Annotated in this window: 16 protein-coding genes and 3 tRNA genes; 10 read left to right on the top strand and 9 right to left on the bottom strand. The window is 50.0% G+C overall.

Going from position 1 to position 17,855, the window contains the following annotated elements; translation table 11 throughout:
* Positions 1 to 44 precede the first annotated feature (44 nt).
* Genes OGV65_RS06625 through OGV65_RS06645 form a run of 5 tightly spaced genes read left to right on the top strand, consistent with a single transcriptional unit; the run spans position 45 to position 5,894 of the window.
* On the top strand, positions 45 to 644 hold the full coding sequence (locus OGV65_RS06625; RefSeq protein WP_047501958.1) for a cysteine hydrolase family protein: 600 nt from the start codon (positions 45 to 47) through the stop codon (positions 642 to 644).
* A complete protein-coding gene (gene hypE / locus OGV65_RS06630; RefSeq protein WP_049282090.1) occupies positions 641 to 1,678 on the top strand; it encodes a hydrogenase expression/formation protein HypE in 1,038 nt (345 codons plus the stop codon). The genes OGV65_RS06625 and hypE overlap by 4 nt, the downstream gene beginning before the upstream one ends.
* Entirely contained in the window at positions 1,653 to 3,986 is a 2,334-nt protein-coding gene (gene hypF, locus OGV65_RS06635) for a carbamoyltransferase HypF (protein WP_286454766.1), read from the top strand. The genes hypE and hypF overlap by 26 nt, the downstream gene beginning before the upstream one ends.
* A gap of 22 nt (positions 3,987 to 4,008) precedes the next feature.
* Positions 4,009 to 4,728, top strand: a complete 720-nt coding sequence (locus OGV65_RS06640; RefSeq protein WP_200010154.1) for an HAD family hydrolase — start codon at positions 4,009 to 4,011, stop codon at positions 4,726 to 4,728.
* A gap of 17 nt (positions 4,729 to 4,745) precedes the next feature.
* Positions 4,746 to 5,894 (top strand): MFS transporter, encoded by a 1,149-nt coding sequence (locus OGV65_RS06645; protein ID WP_235116484.1) that lies wholly within the window; start codon positions 4,746 to 4,748, stop codon positions 5,892 to 5,894.
* Positions 5,895 to 5,992: 98 nt separating this feature from the next.
* Here OGV65_RS06645 and OGV65_RS06650 read toward each other — a convergent pair.
* Positions 5,993 to 6,068: transfer RNA gene (locus tag OGV65_RS06650), tRNA-Asn, on the bottom strand.
* A 160-nt stretch (positions 6,069 to 6,228) separates the two neighbouring features.
* Here OGV65_RS06650 and OGV65_RS06655 point away from each other — a divergent pair.
* Positions 6,229 to 7,716 carry an EmmdR/YeeO family multidrug/toxin efflux MATE transporter gene (locus OGV65_RS06655; protein ID WP_286454767.1) on the top strand — a complete coding sequence of 496 codons (1,488 nt, stop codon included), beginning with the start codon at positions 6,229 to 6,231 and terminating at the stop codon, positions 7,714 to 7,716.
* Positions 7,717 to 7,815: 99 nt separating this feature from the next.
* Positions 7,816 to 7,891, top strand: a tRNA-Asn gene (locus tag OGV65_RS06660).
* A 42-nt stretch (positions 7,892 to 7,933) separates the two neighbouring features.
* Here the strand turns inward: OGV65_RS06660 and cbl are convergent.
* Both cbl and nac read right to left on the bottom strand, forming a co-directional pair.
* On the bottom strand, positions 7,934 to 8,884 hold the full coding sequence (gene cbl, locus OGV65_RS06665; RefSeq protein WP_016152661.1) for an HTH-type transcriptional regulator Cbl: 951 nt from the start codon (positions 8,882 to 8,884) through the stop codon (positions 7,934 to 7,936).
* Between the two features lie 101 nt (positions 8,885 to 8,985).
* A complete protein-coding gene (nac, locus tag OGV65_RS06670; protein WP_016156200.1) occupies positions 8,986 to 9,903 on the bottom strand; it encodes a nitrogen assimilation transcriptional regulator NAC in 918 nt (305 codons plus the stop codon).
* Between the two features lie 60 nt (positions 9,904 to 9,963).
* Here nac and OGV65_RS06675 point away from each other — a divergent pair, with 60 nt between their 5' ends.
* The 3 genes from OGV65_RS06675 to OGV65_RS06685 all read left to right on the top strand — a co-directional run bounded on the left by OGV65_RS06675 (position 9,964) and on the right by OGV65_RS06685 (position 11,735).
* Positions 9,964 to 10,116 (top strand): hypothetical protein, encoded by a 153-nt coding sequence (locus OGV65_RS06675; protein ID WP_194831205.1) that lies wholly within the window; start codon positions 9,964 to 9,966, stop codon positions 10,114 to 10,116.
* Positions 10,117 to 10,229: 113 nt separating this feature from the next.
* Positions 10,230 to 10,305: transfer RNA gene (locus OGV65_RS06680), tRNA-Asn, on the top strand.
* Positions 10,306 to 10,466: 161 nt separating this feature from the next.
* On the top strand, positions 10,467 to 11,735 hold the full coding sequence (locus tag OGV65_RS06685; RefSeq protein ID WP_003030858.1) for a tyrosine-type recombinase/integrase: 1,269 nt from the start codon (positions 10,467 to 10,469) through the stop codon (positions 11,733 to 11,735).
* Positions 11,736 to 11,914: 179 nt separating this feature from the next.
* On the opposite strand, the gene OGV65_RS06690 is transcribed toward OGV65_RS06685, so the two are convergent.
* The 6 genes from OGV65_RS06690 to OGV65_RS06715 all read right to left on the bottom strand — a co-directional run bounded on the left by OGV65_RS06690 (position 11,915) and on the right by OGV65_RS06715 (position 17,853).
* Complete coding sequence (locus OGV65_RS06690) at positions 11,915 to 12,307, bottom strand: helix-turn-helix domain-containing protein (protein ID WP_003030860.1); 393 nt, start codon at positions 12,305 to 12,307, stop codon at positions 11,915 to 11,917.
* 54 nt (positions 12,308 to 12,361) lie between these two features.
* Complete coding sequence (gene cyoD, locus OGV65_RS06695) at positions 12,362 to 12,685, bottom strand: cytochrome o ubiquinol oxidase subunit IV (RefSeq protein ID WP_023137324.1); 324 nt, start codon at positions 12,683 to 12,685, stop codon at positions 12,362 to 12,364.
* On the bottom strand, positions 12,682 to 13,299 hold the full coding sequence (gene cyoC / locus OGV65_RS06700; RefSeq protein ID WP_023137325.1) for a cytochrome o ubiquinol oxidase subunit III: 618 nt from the start codon (positions 13,297 to 13,299) through the stop codon (positions 12,682 to 12,684). The genes cyoD and cyoC overlap by 4 nt, the downstream gene beginning before the upstream one ends.
* Positions 13,289 to 15,286 (bottom strand): cytochrome o ubiquinol oxidase subunit I, encoded by a 1,998-nt coding sequence (cyoB, locus tag OGV65_RS06705; protein ID WP_023137326.1) that lies wholly within the window; start codon positions 15,284 to 15,286, stop codon positions 13,289 to 13,291. Before cyoB ends, cyoC begins: the two co-directional genes overlap by 11 nt.
* A 2-nt stretch (positions 15,287 to 15,288) precedes the next feature.
* Positions 15,289 to 16,215 carry a ubiquinol oxidase subunit II gene (gene cyoA, locus OGV65_RS06710; RefSeq protein ID WP_023137327.1) on the bottom strand — a complete coding sequence of 309 codons (927 nt, stop codon included), beginning with the start codon at positions 16,213 to 16,215 and terminating at the stop codon, positions 15,289 to 15,291.
* A gap of 105 nt (positions 16,216 to 16,320) precedes the next feature.
* Positions 16,321 to 17,853 carry a DHA2 family efflux MFS transporter permease subunit gene (locus OGV65_RS06715; RefSeq protein WP_023888190.1) on the bottom strand — a complete coding sequence of 511 codons (1,533 nt, stop codon included), beginning with the start codon at positions 17,851 to 17,853 and terminating at the stop codon, positions 16,321 to 16,323.
* Positions 17,854 to 17,855: the final 2 nt, after the last annotated feature.

A 17,855-nucleotide genomic window follows, 5' to 3' on the forward strand; every position in this document is an offset into this window, starting at 1 on the left:
TAAAAAAACTATCAATTAATATTTAATTATAAAGGAATATAAATATGCCAAATGTAGCCGTGCTAACAAATGATTTGCAATATGAGTTTACGTATAAAATCACCCGATCGGCTCAGGAATTAGAACAAAAACTAACAGCATTTAATCAATTTCTTGATGGTGTCAGAAACCAAAACCAGGCCGTCATCCATTTGCAGTTAATAAACGATCCCGACGACCCCGCAGTACAGCGCCGCTATAAAAATCGCGCTGCGGGTATTCCAGCTTTGGCCGGGCGGCCAGAAAACCAAATAATCGACAGTATTTACCACCCTTCTGACCTCATCGTAGTAAAAGGGAGAGACAGTGGTTTCTTTAACAATAACCTCGATGAAACGCTGCAAAATCTGGGCATCAAAACGGTTATCGTGACCGGTTTGCAAACGCACGTCTGCGTTCAAACCACCGCTGCAGATGCTTTTTTCCGCGGATACAATGTGTGGGTGCCAGAGGACTGCGTTTTTGCCCCTTCCACAGATGACACCACTCGCGCCTTAGAGTGGCTTGCCAACTATTGCGCAACCGTTGCCCCTTCAACTGAGATTTTATCGCTGTTGGCAAAACATAGCGATCTTCCTGAGCGCAATGAAGGGAAATCCGCATGAAAAATCCATTAATACAGGAACTGGAACCGACAGATACCGTTGTTCTGGACCATGGGACAGGCGCTCGCCTTAGTCGAGAACTTGTCGAACTAATTGCGGAAATTCTCGGCGATACCTATCTGGGTACCATGGAAGACAGCGCCTTACTCGATCTACCGTCGCGACAAATTGCATTTACTACCGACTCTTTCGTTGTTACACCACTGATCTTTGGTAATGGGGATATCGGTAAAATTGCGGTATGCGGTACCGTCAACGATCTTGCTGTGAGTGGTGCACGTCCGCTGTATCTGACGCTGAGTCTTATTATTGAGGACGGCATGCCCATATCCGAACTCGTCACTGTTATTGAATCGGTCCGCGATACTGCTATTGCGGCAGACGTCAAAATCGTTGCCGGGGACACCAAAGTTGTTGGGAAGGGAGAAGCCGATCGTCTGTTCATTAACACGGCTGGCTTGGGCGTTCTTGAACAGTCCCCTGTTTCAATTAAAAACGTTCGTCCTGGGCAAAAAATAATACTGAGTGGCTATATTGGAAATCACTCTATCCACCTGCTATCCCTGCGAGAAGGACTAGGATTTGAACGAAATATCCTCAGCGACTGCGCCCCACTCAACATGATGATTCGCCAACTTCTCGATACCGTTCCTGCCGGAAAAATTACCTCAATGAGGGATGTAACTCGCGGTGGCCTCTCTGCAGTGCTTCATGAATATGCGCGTGCAGCAAAACATGAAATGCGTTGCGAGCGACAATCTTTGCCGATCCAGCCTGAAACAGCGATGGCGGCAAATATGCTGGGCGTCGATGTCATCAATCTTGCTAACGAGGGATGCCTTTGCTTGTTTGTAGAATCGGATAGTGCAGAAGAAGTGCTCAAACTCTTACAAGCGCACCCGCTTGGCCAAAAGGCCGCGATTATTGGCGAGGTATTAACAATCCCTCAAGCCAAAGTCAGCATGCTTGAACAGGATGGAACCGTATCGACTATAGAGGAGCTCTACGGTGCAGAATTGCCACGACTCTGCTAAGCAATGCGACGCAGTGGAAACCCGGCGTTACCGCATTTGCGGTATCGTCCAGGGGGCAGGATTTCGTCCTTTAGTCCATCGACTGGCTCGCACCTTCGAAGCCACAGGCTGGGTACTTAATGATTCCGAAGGCGTATTGCTGGAGCTACAGGCCGCGTCCAGACATATCGCGCAACTCATTGATGAGCTAGTATCTAAACCGCCACCAATGGCCCGCATCAATAGTATTGTGGAAGTACCACGAGAAAATTCGGTTCAACAATACGCAGAATTTAGTATCCGTAAAAGCCGTCAGTTGGCGCGGATGGATACTATTATCCCACCAGATTCAAACGTCTGTCAGGATTGCCTTAATGAAATGTCTGACCCGCTAAACCCGAGGTATCGGTACGCTTTTATTAATTGCACCAACTGCGGGCCACGATACTCAATTATCCAGGCTATGCCTTATGATCGTTCACAAACAACAATGCAAGCCTTTGCAATGTGTCCTGCCTGTCAGCGTGAGTATGATGACATCAATAATCGCCGTTATCACGCGCAGCCCAATGCTTGTCCAGAATGCGGACCAAAACTGGACCTAAGGTCTTGCAACGGCGAAACGATAATCACAAACGATATCGTCAAATTTGCCCTAGCAAGGCTACAAGAGGGCGCGATTATTGCGATGAAAAGCCTTGGTGGTTTTCATCTGGTTGTTGATGCGAATAATGAAAATGCCGTTTCGCAACTGCGAAAGCGCAAGCACAGAGATGCCAAAGCTTTTGCTATTATGGTAAGGGATTCAAATCAGGCAGCTCGCATAGCCCGTGTCAGCGCGCATGAAAAAAAAATTCTGGAAAGTGTTGAGCGCCCAATCGTATTACTGCGTAAACGTAAAAATACACTGCCGGAAATTATCGCACCGCATAACCCCAATATTGGTGTCATGCTCCCATCCACACCACTTCAGTATTTAATGCTAGAAGATACCACAATGCCAGCCCTGGTGATGACCAGTGGTAATCTCTCAGGCCATCCAATCGTATTTGATAATACGAGTGCTATTGTGCAGTTGGGTGAAATCGCAGACTATTTTATTCTCAACGATCGTGACATTCATACTCGTGTCGATGATTCCGTTGTCCGTGTCATGACCCATGGTAATAACCTTTCATTCCTTCGGCGCTCACGAGGTTATGCCCCCTATCCTGTACACCTTACTTCCCGGGTTGATCCGATCATCGCTCTTGGCGCAGAACTAAAAACAACCGTGAGTATAGCGAAGGGTAATGAGGTGTTTATGAGCCAGCACATTGGCGATCTCAAAAATGATCTTACGTTTACATCACACCTTACGTGCGTTAATCATCTGCAAAAGCTTCTTAATATTGAGCCGAAGGTTGTGGCTTGCGATCTCCATCCAGCGTTTCGCTCGACGCGTCGTGCACTGGAACAATCGCAACTGCGGGTTATTCAGGTGCAGCATCATCATGCACACATGGCATCGTGCATGGCTGAAAACGGACTCAGTGGAAAAACTATTGGCGTTGTGTTCGACGGTACGGGCTACGGCGTTGATGGCACTATCTGGGGTGGCGAATTTCTTGTAGGGGATACCAGAAGCGTTAAACGTGCAGCACACCTTCGTTATATCGGCCTACCAGGCGGTGATAGCGCTGTTAAAGAACCCATTCGGATTGCTATTTCGTTATTAACGGAAATCTACGGGGAATATATTCCTGAGCTTTCTATTCCTGGCCTACAAACATTGTCGGCTGTCCAGAGGGACGTTTTCGCCAAAATGACTTACCGAAGGATCAATACACCAGTGACCAGCAGTATCGGCCGACTTTTCGATGGCATTTCCGCATTAATGGGCATTTGTACACATATTGAATATGAAGCACAGGCCGCCATTGAATTGGAAGCATTATTGCAGAGCGATCTTCATATGTCGCAACCTTTTTCTTTCTCGATTGTCGAGTCAGAAGACCATCTCGAGGTGGATTATCGCCCGATGGTTCATGAGATGATTACAGCATTAACAGTACACTCCCTCGATTTACCTGAATTAAGCAGGCGCTTTCATTCAACTATCGTAGAGATTATTACCGCAGTCTCTACCCGTTTATCTGCCCTTGCCATGACACGGCAAGTTGTACTGAGTGGAGGTGTCTTTTGTAATGCGTTCCTTCTCTACAATGCCCTTGACAGACTGCAAGCGGCCGGACTTAAAGTTTACTGCCATCAACTCGTCCCCACTAATGATGGTGGCATCTCTTTAGGGCAAATTGTCGTTGCATCCAGACTAAGCCAAACGAATTAACTTAATAATAAGGAAATAAAATATGTGTAATGCCATCCTGAAAGCTGCTGCCGTATTATTTGATATGGACGGTGTGCTTATTGATTCAAATGAAGTGATTGAAAGAGCCTGGCGTGAAGCGGCTGCAATGTATGGTAAAACAATATCGGAACAAGAAATTATTAAGCATATTCACGGACAGCCTGGTCCGCATACTATTCGGGCGCTCTTCAGTGACCTACCGCTCGTTGATCAGCAAAAGGTTCAGGCTCATATTATTCATGTTGAAAATACTGCGTCTTATAATCCTATCCCGGGAGTCGCAGAACTTATTACCGTACTGGATGCTTCAGGTATTCAGGTTGGCATTGTAACCAGCGGCTGGCGTGAGAAAATCGACCGTGTGACGGCGATGCTTCAGATTCAGTCCTGCATTTCTGTGATTGTTGAGCGCGATGACGTCGCCCGAGGGAAACCTTTCCCAGACCCTTATCTTCTTGCAGCCGAGCGTTTTGCTATTCCCGCGGAGAAAACAATCGTCTTTGAAGATTCCAAAAGTGGCGTCACGTCTGCTGTTGCAGCTGGAGCTTTTTGCGTCGGGATCGGTAGCGCTGAACTGATTTCCTGCGGAGCTCGGCTTACTATTTCGGACTTTACCGGTGTTGAAGTCATATCACGACTGGATGGAAACATCGCGATTTCATTTTGCCCAGGGCATGTTTTGATGATCGATAAAAAAGACGCATCTCAAGAAACAAAGTAGAGTAAAAAGGGCCATCAATGGAAATCGCGCAAAAAGGACGCTGGGCTGTTACAACATTATTTTTTGTTAATGGATTAGTTACCGGTGCCTGGGCTGTGCAAATTGCCCAACTGGTTTCACGTTTTCACATTACTGATAAAGTAATAGGCCATTTGATACTTATTTTCGGTCTGGGTGCATTATTTATGATGCCGCTGTCCGGCATGGCGATGGAAAAATATGGCTCACAACGCATCGTGCGTATTTTTTCCATCGCAGCCTCGCCTGCTCTTATTCCTGTGGGACTCGCACCTGATATCTACCTGTTAACACCGATACTCTTTTTTCTTGGTGCCATGATCGGGGCAATGAACGTTGCGATGAATTCGAATGCAGTTGCCGTCGAGAAAGCCTTATCACGCACAGTGTTATCTTCATGTCACTGTTTTTGGAGCATAGGGCTTTTCACTTCAGGCCTGATTGGGGGGTATCTGGTTAAGCAGTTCGGTTTTCTCACGCACCTTTTTTTGATTGGCACGTTTTCCTTAGCGATAACATTGTCGGTATGTCCACATGTCATCAAAGATAAATCGATAAGAATTAAACGTTCAATTAAAGAAAAACAGCCTCATCATTCGAGCACCATCTACGTTATCGGTGTTATTGCCCTGCTGGCCATGATCCCGGAATGTGCGGTCGTTGACTGGTCGTCACGTTATTTACTGAAAAACCTTAATGCAACTACGGAAACGGCAAGTCTTGCTTTTGCCTGCTTCGCGGGAACCATGGCGATTTTTCGCTTTATGGGGGATTTCATTCGCAATCGTTTCGATGCCATTTTTGTAATGCGCACATCCAGTCTGGTGGCTGGAATCGGATTGCTGGCAGCGGCAGCGGCAAATACCCCTTGGCAGGCTACCGTTGGTTTCGCTATTGCTGGTATCGGTATCGCCAATCTGGTACCGATTGCTTTTTCCGCGGCCGGAAACCAGCCTGATATCTCAACCAATGCAGGAATGGGTGTCGTTACCACCATTGGTTATCTGGGCACGTTGCTGGCACCTGCTCCTGTTGGTCTGGTCGCTGAACTGACGGGATTTCCTGTCGTATATATAGGGATGGCCGCCATGATGGGCGTGATTATGCTGCTTGCCCCTCTCGTTCGGGTAAAACCCTGCGAAACTTGAGGCAAGCTGGATGGGAAAGCCATTGGCAAGCCTGATGTCGCCTAACGCATTGAAAACAAAAAGCCCGCTTAAGTTTCCTTAAGCGGGCTTCTTAAATATGGCTCCTCTGACTGGACTCGAACCAGTGACATACGGATTAACAGTCCGCCGTTCTACCGACTGAACTACAGAGGAATCGTTGTGGAGGCTTATCTTAGCGGCGAAAAAATTTTTGTCAAACCCCATTTCCCCGAATAAGTTTCAATTGATGCTTCTCTCGACAGTTTGTTGCATTTCCAGACATTTTAAATGGAAAAAACTTTGCAGCTTTTTGGATTCTCCCTCATCATTTGAAATGAGGTTTCAACTTTCTTCTTTAAGGTCCACTTTGAACGTCTCCGCTGCCTTACGCCAGGTCGCTTCCCGCACACCCTGGTATGCCAAACGCAAGAGTTATAAGGTTCTCTTTTGGCGCGAAATCACTCCGCTTGCTGTCCCCATTTTTCTGGAAAACACCTGTGTGCTGTTGATGGGCGTACTGAGTACCTTCCTTGTTAGCTGGTTGGGAAAAGAAGCAATGGCTGGCGTTGGTCTCGCCGACAGTTTCAATATGGTCATCATGGCGTTTTTTGCCGCCATCGATCTGGGAACCACGGTGGTGGTAGCATTTAGCCTGGGAAAACGAGAGCGTCGACGGGCAAGGGCAGCAGCCAGACAATCGCTGGTGATCATGACGATTTTTGCTACCGTGCTGGCAGCGGTCATTCACTATTTTGGTGAACAGATTATTGACGTTGTCGCCGGTGAAGCAACCCCCGACGTTAAGGCTTTGGCACTCACCTATCTGGAGCTAACGGTGCTCAGCTACCCGGCGGCAGCTATTGCTTTGATCGGTAGCGGCGCACTCCGCGGAGCCGGAAATACCAAAATTCCGCTGTTGATTAATGGCGGTATGAATATCCTAAATATCATCATCAGCAGCATCCTGATCTACGGGGTCTTTTCCTGGCAAGGGCTGGGATTTGTGGGGGCAGGACTCGGGCTGACCATTTCACGCTACATCGGTGCGTTCGCCATTATCTGGGTGCTGATGATTGGTTTTAATCCGGCGCTGCGTATTCCCTTCAAAAGCTATTTTAAGCCGCTCAATCTCGCCATTATCTGGGAAGTTATGGGAATCGGTATTCCGGCAAGTATTGAGTCAGTGCTATTTAATGGCGGTAAACTGTTAACGCAGATGTTTGTCTCCGGCATGGGAACCAGCGTAATTGCCGGAAACTTCATTGCATTTTCCATCGCCGCACTCATCAACCTGCCGGGGAATGCTTTAGGCTCCGCGTCGACAATCATTACCGGCAGGCGTCTGGGAAATGGTCAGATAGCCCAAGCGGAAATCCAGTTACGCCATATATTCTGGCTCTCAACAATCGGCTTAACCGCCATCGCCTGGCTAACCGCCCCCTTTGCCGGCGTTATGGCCTCATTTTATACCCACGATCAGGATGTAAAAGAGGTCATAGTCATCCTAATTTGGCTCAACGCAGCGTTTATGCCGATATGGGCAGCATCCTGGGTGCTACCATCAGGGTTTAAGGGCGCGCGTGATGTGCGTTTTGCGATGTGGGTATCGATGTTGGGCATGTGGGGCTGTCGTGTTGTGGCGGGTTACACGTTGGGAATCGTATTAGGATGGGGTGTAGTCGGCGTTTGGTTAGGGATGTTCTTCGACTGGGCCGTGCGCGCCGCGTTATTTTACTGGCGTATGGTCACAGGCCGCTGGTTATGGAAATACCCTCGTCCCGAGCGTGAAAAGTGCATAAAACAACCGGTTGCGTCTGAATAAGCGGCGAAATGGGGAATATTTCAGCAAACGATCGCATTTATCTATTCAGGCTTTGACAACGCTGAGTGGCATCGCTAATATTCGCCTCGTTCACACGATTCCTCTGTAGTTCAGTCGGTAGAACGGCGGACTGTTAATCCGTATGTCACTGGTTCGAGTCCAGTCAGAGGAGCCATATTTAAGAAGCCTGCTTAGGAAACTAAGCAGGCTTTTTGCATTATATCTGATAATCAATCACGGCTTCATCTGGCTCCATCGCCTGGCGCTTGATTTCATCGACGGATAACCCTGCGTTGCATAGCTCAATGAATCGCCAAACGTAGTTGCGCTGCAGTTGCCCGCGTTTCAGGCCCAGCCAGACGGTATTTGCATCAAATAAGTGCCGGGTATCCAGACGTGTTAAGCTCCCCTCCTCCTGCTCTCCACTGGATTGTTCTGCCACCAGCCCGATTCCCAGCCCCAGCGACACATAGGTTTTAATCACATCCGAGTCCTGGGCGCTGAGGATAATATCCGGCACTAACCCTTTACGGGCAAATGCCTCATCGATACGGGAACGCCCCGTAATCCCCTGACGATACGTAATTAATGGCCAGTGGGCGATAGATTCCAGTGTGAGAGGAGACGTTTTCACCAAGGGATGGTCGTGAGGAACAAGCAGGCTGTGGTGCCAACGGAACCAGGGAAAAGCTACCAACAGCGGATCGCTGCTAAGTCGCTCGCTGGCAATCCCAATGTCTGCCCCACCGTTTTGCAACAGTACGTCAATCTCCTGCGGAGTACCCTGGATCAGTTCCAGACGCACCTCAGGGAAGAGCTCACGAAAGGCTTTAATCACCGCGGGCAGGCTATAGCGTGCCTGTGTATGCGTGGTGGCAATCGTCAGTACACCGGACGTGTCATTGGTAAACAGATCCGCCAGTCTGCGAACGTTGCTGGCCTCATTCAGAATACGCTCGGCAATAACCAGCAAGGCTTTGCCCGGTTCGGTCATGCCCAGCAGGCGTTTACCGCGACGGATAAAAATCTCAATGCCAAGTTCATCTTCAAGTTCACGAATATGTCGGCTGACTCCCGACTGCGAGGTGTACAGTATATTCGCGACTTCCGTCAGGTTGTAATCCTGACGGGCCGCCTCGCGGATTATTTTAAGTTGCTGGAAATTCACTTTTTGCTCCGGGCACATCAGACATTACGCTATTGTTAAAGTCTGATGCCCGGCATAACAAATAATAAAAACCCGCATCTTATTCCTGAAGGGAATAAGGTTTAGCTGACCAGCTGTAGCTCGCGGTTTTCCAGTGCCGGACGGCTTACCAGCGACAACAGGATCTCCTTCACGGCCTGTGCCTGCGGCGATAAGCTCCCTCTGGCTGAGACGTTCAGCGATAACGGCAGATTCATCGACGGGGTTGTTATCCGCGCCATCCAGCCGTTCGCGGCATTACATAATGAACGGGCCGCCGACTCAGGCAACACTGTGACGCCCATCCCACTGGCGATGGCAGCCGTTAAGGTGGCGATAGATTCAATTTCGCCAATCACTTTGGCCGTCAGGCGACGAAGCGAAAAAGCTTCATCTACACGCAGGCGAACTGCGCTGTAATCCCGTGGCAAAAACAGATTCATCTGCGCCACCGCGGCTAAATCGACGCTTTGCCCCGGGCAATCACGCGTCCCGACCAGATACAGATCCTCTTTAAGCAACGGTTGACTGCTGATACCCGCCACGGGAGAGCGCTCGTAGAGCACCGCCATGTCTAAATGCCCGCTGAGCAGCTTGTCATTCAGCACCGCCCCACTGTTTTCATGCAAATAGACCAGCACATCGGGCAGCTCTGCTCGTACTGTCTGCAATAACGGCATAGTGATGGCTGACGCCGCCGTCCCCGGCGCCAGGCCAATAGAGACCTGTCCCCCCAGGGTCTGACCTACGTTATTGACCGCAAGTTGCGCCTGCTCGCACTGGCGTAAAATCGTCCGCGCATGGGCATACAACACTTTCCCCGCTTCCGTCGGTGTGACGCCGCGTTTGGTGCGAATCAGCAGTTGCTGATCCAGTTCGCCTTCCAGCGTAGCAACCTGCTGGCTCAGCGCGGGTTGCGCGATATGCAACACTTCCGCTGCCTGGGTCAGGCTACCAATATCGACGATTTTCACGAAATATTTCAGTCGTCTGAAGTTCATTTTGCCTCCTGTCGGAATACCAGAACCCGTGCTGGCAGTCATTAAATTCAGGATTGCAAGATGCTTGCCAGTTTAGTCAGCAGCCGTGTTTTACGGTTAAAACCGCGTAAAGTCAGGATCAAAGGTGAAGAATGGACTTTTTGCACACCTGAATCTCTCATTCTGGCTGCCCTGGAAGAGGTAGGCGCGCACCAGAATGGGGCAAAAGCATAAAAAGACGGAAAGATCACCGCTTTGCTGATTTTGTCAGCAAACGAACGCACAAATGTATTTCCCCCTTTGACAAGCCTCATCGCCCTCGCTAATATGCGCCTCGTTCAAACGATTCCTCTGTAGTTCAGTCGGTAGAACGGCGGACTGTTAATCCGTATGTCACTGGTTCGAGTCCAGTCAGAGGAGCCAATTTCCTGCTTTCATGCATCCTTGCGAATCATTATATGATGTTGGTTCAACAGGTTAGCGTGAAAACTCTTCCCGATGCATTTTGATTTTATCCTCCGCATCGGGAGAATTTGGTGGTCAGATTTGGGGTCAGTTTGGTTCGATTATGGAGTGACCCCCATATGTCTCTCAACGACACGAAAATCCGCAGTCTCAAACCTTCTGAAAAATCCTTCAAAGTCTCCGATTCACACGGTCTATACCTCTTGGTCAATCCAGGCGGCTCACGTCTCTGGTATCTTAAGTATCGAATTAACGGTAAAGAATCCCGCCTTGGCTTAGGCGCTTATCCCGATGTATCCCTTTCCGACGCCCGGCAACAACGAGACGGTATCCGCAAGTTGCTGGCGCAGAACATTAACCCCGCTCAGCAACGTATAGCCGAAAGAGCCGCCCGCTCACCGGAAAAGGTCTTTAAGACAGTGGCGCTGGCGTGGCATAAAAGCAATAAAAAATGGTCGCAGAATACCGCTGACCGTCTGCTTGCCAGCATGCACAATCATATTTTTCCGGTTATCGGACATCTGTCCGTCACGGAACTTAAACCCCGTCATTTCATTGACCTGCTGAAAAGCATTGAGAAAAAAGGTCTGCTGGAAGTCGCGTCCCGCACGCGGCAGCACCTCTGTAACATCATGCGTCATGCGGTTCATCAGGGATTCATTGACAGCAACCCGGCGGCAAACCTTGACGGCGTGACAGCGCCCCCCGTTAAGCGCCACTACCCCGCCCTGCCGCTGGAACGCCTGCCGGAATTGCTGGGGCGCATTGATGGTTATCAGCAGGGACGAGGGTTAACCCGTCAAGCGGTCCTTCTGACCCTTCACCTGTTTATCCGTTCCAGTGAACTGCGTTTCGCCCGATGGAGCGAGTTTGATTTCAGGAACTGTATCTGGACCATCCCCGCTACCCGCGAAGCTCTTCCCGGTGTTCGTTATTCCGGACGCGGAGCCAAAATGCGCACGCCCCACATTGTTCCATTATCCCGGCAAGCCATCGTTATCCTGAAACAAGTAGAGGAAATCTCAGGTCATCTGGAACTAGTGTTCCCCGGTGACCATAACCCTTACAGGCCAATGTGTGAAAATACAGTCAACAAGGCACTGCGACTGATGGGCTATGACACAAAAATGGACATTTGCGGCCATGGCTTTCGGGCAATGGCATGCAGCGCCTTAATGGAATCCGGACTCTGGTCGAAGGATGCTGTTGAACGCCAAATGAGTCATCAGGAACGCAACAGCGTGCGGATAGCTTATATCCACAAAGCTGAACATCTGGAAGCCCGTAAAGCGATGATGCAGTGGTGGTCTGATTATCTTTATACGTGCCGGGAAAACTATGTTCCCCCATATATATATAGTAAAAATATCAGTCATGAAGCTACCTGAGTCAGCAAAAAACTAATCAGGATTACGATAACAACAGCATCTGACAACGCAGATGCTGTTGTTATTTTTCTGTATCTTCTTCATGGTATTTCCCCTTCCATTTATCCTTGTCAGTTGGTATTAAAATCCGCCCTGTAATTTTAGAACAAAACAATGAGGGGTATGATATTCACAGAGGGTTATAACTCATCACGCTTTATACCAGAACTCTTTTTCAGAACAGGTTTATTCCTTCTGACAGCCCCTGGTGTATGATGCATTTCATTTCTCATCGCTCGGGTAAATACCTGCTGACTGGTAAACCCGAGCATAAAGCACACCTCTATGACGGGTATATCCGTATTCTCCAGTAAAAAATAAGCACGTCTTAGTTTTTCAAGCTTTATATATTTCCCTAGACTTATTCCTGCCACCTCCTTGAACATCCGTTGAAAATGCCATTTTGAATAACCAGCTTTTGCAGAAACATCCTCAACCTTCAGCGGCTCCTCCAGATGCTCATCAATCCATTGCATAATTTCATACACCACAAGTCGGTTTATCTTTTCCTTCCGTATTTTTTTTATGTCCATATATAGCCCCCCACAATGAGGCAGACAGGAATAACAGAAAGGCCAAAGCCCTGTTCACATCATCTGATGATTGAGATTCCACATGATCCACAACGACCCGGTAATAATGATAAAGATAATGACAGCGGAAAAGACAATGGTTACGAGGTTCCAGCGCATTTCAGAAGAAGCATTCAGGTGAAGAAAATACACCAGATGTACCAGCACCTGAACAACGGCACACGTCATGACCCCGCCTGCGATGATCCCTGCGGAAACACCACTGTCCATAACCAGCCAGAACGGGATCACCGTCAGAATGACCGACAGGAGAAAGCCGGTTATATAAGACATCGTATTGCCGTAAGCTACGCCCTGTGCGTCTGCAGAATGTCTCATGGCATTGCTCCCATCAGGTAAACAATACTGAACACGCAAATCCAGATGACATCGAGGAAATGCCAGAACAGACTCAGGCATATCAGACGGGGGCGACTGAATCCTGACAGACCTCGTCGGGCAACCTGATACATCAGGATCAGCATCCAGATCAGTCCACATGTCACATGCAGACCATGGGTGCCCACCAGAGTAAACAGCGCTGACAGGAAGCCACTGCGCTGTGGGCCGAAACCCTCAGCAGTCAGGTGACTGAACTCCCAGACTTCCATTCCGATAAAACCCAGACCACACAGAAATGTCAGGGTCAGCCATCCAAGTACACCGCCCTCGCGGTCTTTATCCATGCTGATAACAGCAAAACCATAGGTAATCGAGCTAAACAGAAGCAGCACAGTTTCCGCCAGTACAAACGGAGGTTCGAAAATATCCTTACCCGCCGGACCACCTGCAATGTTATGAACCATGACGCCGTAAGTCGCGAACTGGGTGGCGAAGATAATGCAGTCGCTCATCAGGTAGATCCAGAAGCCGAAGACCTTACTGGTACCTGTACCCTGATGCCCGTGCTCAGCACGGGTGCGGAAGGATGAATCCAGGGCTTCACTTACCATATGTCACACCGGCTTTGTTTATTTCTGCAAAGTGCTGATCCTCGATTTTTTTTATCTCGGCGACGGGTACGTAATAATCCACATCTTCATCGAAGCTTTTAATAACCCAGGTCAGGATAATCCCGAGGAATGACAATCCCGCCAGCCACCAGATATGCCAGATAGCCCCGAAGCCAAACCCGATGCAGAGCAGACCAATAATCAGCCCCGCCCCGCTGTTTTTCGGCATATGGATTTCGGCATAGTTAGCAGGTTGCTTGTATGCCTCCCCTCTTTCCTTCATTTCCCAGAACGCATCACGTTCGTGGACAAAAGGCACTTCAGCAAAGTTATAGAATGGCGGCGGGGAAGAGGTGGACCACTCCAGTGTCCGTCCGCCCCACGGGTCGCCGGTCATATCCCGGTTTTCGTGGCGGTCGCGCACCGACACCCAGAACATAATGACCTGGCACAGTATCCCGCAGGCTATCAGCGCAGCACCGCTGGCTGCCACGACCAGCAGGGGATGGAACTGGGGGTCAATATTCTGACTCAAGCGGCGGGTCATCCCCATGAACCCCAGCACATAGAGCGGCATAAACGCCACATAAAATCCGATGATCCAGAACCAGAACGCCCTCTTGTTCCATTTTTCATTCAGGGTGAACCCCATCGCTTTCGGGAACCAGTAGGACACACCAGCCATACTGCCGAACACCACTCCGCCGATAATGACATTATGGAAGTGGGCAATCAGGAACAGGCTGTTGTGCAGGACAAAGTCAGCTCCCGGCACGGCCAGCAGGACGCCGGTCATACCCCCTATAGAAAAGGTGACAATAAAACCTACCGTCCATAACATAGCGGAGTGCATCTGAATGCGCCCCTGATACATGGTGAACAACCAGTTGAAGATTTTCACACCAGTCGGGATAGCGATAATCATCGTCATGATCCCGAAGAAGGCGTTAACGTTCGCACCGGCTCCCATGGTGAAGAAGTGATGCAGCCATACCAGGAAGGAAAGCAAAGTGATGGCGACCGTTGCCCACACCAGCGAGGTATAACCGAACAGACGTTTCCTGGAAAAGGTTGCCACCACTTCCGAGTAGACCCCGAAGACCGGCAACACCAGTATATACACTTCCGGATGGCCCCACGCCCAAATCAGGTTGACGTACATCATCATGTTGCCGCCCATATCATTGGTGAAGAAATGGAAGCCCAGATAGCGGTCAAGGGTCAGCAATGTCAGCGTGACGGTCAGCACAGGGAAAGAAGCGATAATCAGCACGTTGGTACACAACGACGCCCAGGTGAACACCGGCATCTTAAACATCGTCATACCCGGTGCACGCATTTTCAGTATGGTGACGAAGAAGTTAATCCCGGTCAGTGTGGTCCCGATCCCCGACAGCTGGAGTGTCCATATCCAGTAATCCACCCCGACACCGGGACTGTACGCTAACTCCGAAAGCGGCGGATATGCCAGCCAGCCGGTGGTCGCAAACTCCCCCACTCCCAGGCAGAGATTAACCAGCACCACGCCTACCACCGTTAACCAGAAACTCAGGTTGTTCAGGAAAGGAAAAGCCACATCACGCGCGCCAATCTGCAGGGGCACCACAATATTCATCAGGCCGATAACGAAAGGCATCGCCACGAAAAAAATCATGATTACACCGTGACCCGTAAAAATTTGATCGTAGTGCCAGGGCGGCAGATACCCCGCCCCTTCCACTCCGGATGAGGCCAGTACCTGCTGGCTGCGCATCATGATTGCATCGGAAAAGCCGCGCAGTAACATCACGAACGCGACGATGATGTACATGATCCCGAGCTTTTTATGGTCAACGGAGGTCAGCCATTCGGACCATAAATATTTCCACTTACCGTAATATGTGATGGCGGCAACAATTGCCACACCAAGTATCAGAATAGCAACGATCGTTACCCTGACAATCGGGTCCTCAGGTATGGCATCCAGCGTCAGTTTTCCTGTGAGCATAATTAATTTCCCCGCGCTCTGTGTGAGAGGTGTTGTTCCGGCTCTGACCCAGTCATTCCCGTCTCCTTATCGTGATCGTGTGCTTTAAATTTTTCAGTCACGTATCTGAACAACGTCGGATCGATGACAGAGAAGAATTCAACCGGGTGGTTTTCGTCAGGCTCAGCCAGTTTTTCAAAATCAGCCGGACCGAGCAGCATATCCGGTGATTTCTTCACATCAGCGATCCACTGTTCAAACGCGGTATTATCCGGTACGGCAGTCGCTTTAAATTTCATGCCGGAAAAGCCCCTGCCGCTGTAACTGGACGAGATTCCGTTGAAGGTTCCCGTTTCACCGGCGATCAGATGCAGCCGGGTCTGCATGCCCGGCATCGCATAAATCTGGCTGCCGAGTGCCGGAATAAAAAAGCCATTCATCACGGAATTGGATGTAATACGCAAATTCAAGGGGGTATTTACCGGGAATACAATCTGATTGACGGTGGCAATGCCCTGTTGGGGATAAATAAACAACCATTTCCAGTCCAGGGAGATGACTTCGATATCGATGGGTTTCACCGCAGAGGTCAGTGGCCTGGATGGGTCAAGCGCATGGGTGGACTTCCATGTCAGCACGGCCAGAAACAGAATAATCAGGACGGGCACCGTCCAGACCACCGCCTCCACTTTATTGGAGTGGGACCAGTCAGGCGTATATTTCGCCGTGGTATTCGTGGTCCGGTATTTCCAGGTAAACACAACTGCCATCAGAACCACGGGAATAACGACCACTAACATCAGACAAAAAGCCGTAATGATTAGCGCCCGTTGTTCAATAGCGATTTGCCCTTTGGGATCAAGTAAAACAGCATGACATCCGCTTAGTAATAACGTCCCTGTTATTACCGGCAGGCATTTCACAATGGTCTTATATTTATGATATCGCATGGGACAACCTCATTTCACGGACTTGCAGACCGGCAATAAATAATGAAACCTTTTCACGGGGAGATACTCTGCCCTTCTCATTCCCGCTACCGCCATTCCTGTTATTTAATGGCCCGACATCTTCTGAAGCGGCCCTTTCGGTTTTTTGATTAGCCAGATAATGCCTATGGACCCCAGCATCAGAACGGTGGCCGACTGATAGAAATCGTTCGTTGCCAGCATGATGGCCTGACTGTCGATCATTCTCGAAAACAGAGCCGCTGACGTGTCTGTCGGAATACCGGCCGCGCCCAGCGTGTTGCTGACAATCCCTGGCACGTCAGGATTGATTGCCGTCACCAGCTCCGCTCGGTTAAATTTTGTCATATGTTCCCAGTAGGTCTGGGTCAGGGAAGAGCCTACCGCCATGCACATGACACGCAGGAAGTTCTGCAGCCCGGAACCGGCTGCCACTTTCTCCGGCGGCAGTTCGGACACGCCCAGCGAGGTGAGCGTGATAAGGCAGGCGGGAACTCCGGCCCCCAGAACGAACATGGGAACGGCAACTGACATAAAGTCAGCCTGCGACGTCAGCAGGGCACGCATCACAAAGGAGACCGCCAGTACCCCCATGCCATAGCTCACCAGCAGACGGGGATCGACCTTCGGCAGCAGACGACCAATTATGGGCGAGCTCAGGACGGCCAGGATCCCTATGGGGCCCGTCGCATACCCGGCCCAGGTTGCCGTGTATCCCATCCATTGCTGTAACCAGAGGGGGGTCAGCACGATATTCCCGAAGAAAATACCGAACATCAGACAGAGCGTGACGGTAGATACCACCCAGTTACGTGACTTAAATACGCTCAGATCCAGCACCGGTTGCTCAGCGGTGAGCTCCCAGATAATCAGCGAGATCAGGGCAATAGCGGCCACAATGGCGCAGACAATGATAATATCCGAGGAAAACCAGTCCAGTTCACGTCCTTTATCCAGCATGATCTGAAAGGCTGCCACAAAGATGACGAGCAGACCCAGCCCCACGCCGTCCAGCCGGGAACGGCTGATATGTGTTTCTTTCCCCTTCAGCACCCACCAGGTCCCAAACCCCACAATCAGACCAAAGCCGATATTGATGTAAAATACCCACTGCCAGCTCCAGTTATCCGAGATAAGCCCACCCAGTATCGGACCGAATATAGGCGCTACTACCGTCATCATTCCCCAGAGCGCCACGGCAATGTTGGCCTGTTTCTTCGGGAAGGCTGCAAGCAGCAACGTGGAAGAAAGCGGGATCAGCGGGCCACCGGCAAGCCCCTGCAGCACACGGAAAATGGCCAGGCTCGGTAGTGACCAGGAAAGACCGCAGCAGACAGAAAAAATCACAAATGCAACAACAGAAAAAAGGAATACGCGCACCTGACCGAACTGCATCGCCAGCCAGCCGGTCAGCGGCACCGTGATGGCTTCAGCCACCGCATAGGCGGTGATGATCCAGATTCCTTCTGTTGTCGACACGCCCAGGTAACCGGATATTGTGGGCATCGCGACGTTAGCAATGGTGGTATCGAGTACCACCATAAAATTCCCGAGCGAGAGCACGATTGCCGCAACAACCAGTTTGAATCCGGACAGAGGTGGAAATGCTGAACCAGACATAC

The organism is Citrobacter sp. Cb004, assembly GCF_030337065.1.
GTDB classification, from domain to species: domain Bacteria; phylum Pseudomonadota; class Gammaproteobacteria; order Enterobacterales; family Enterobacteriaceae; genus Citrobacter; species Citrobacter braakii.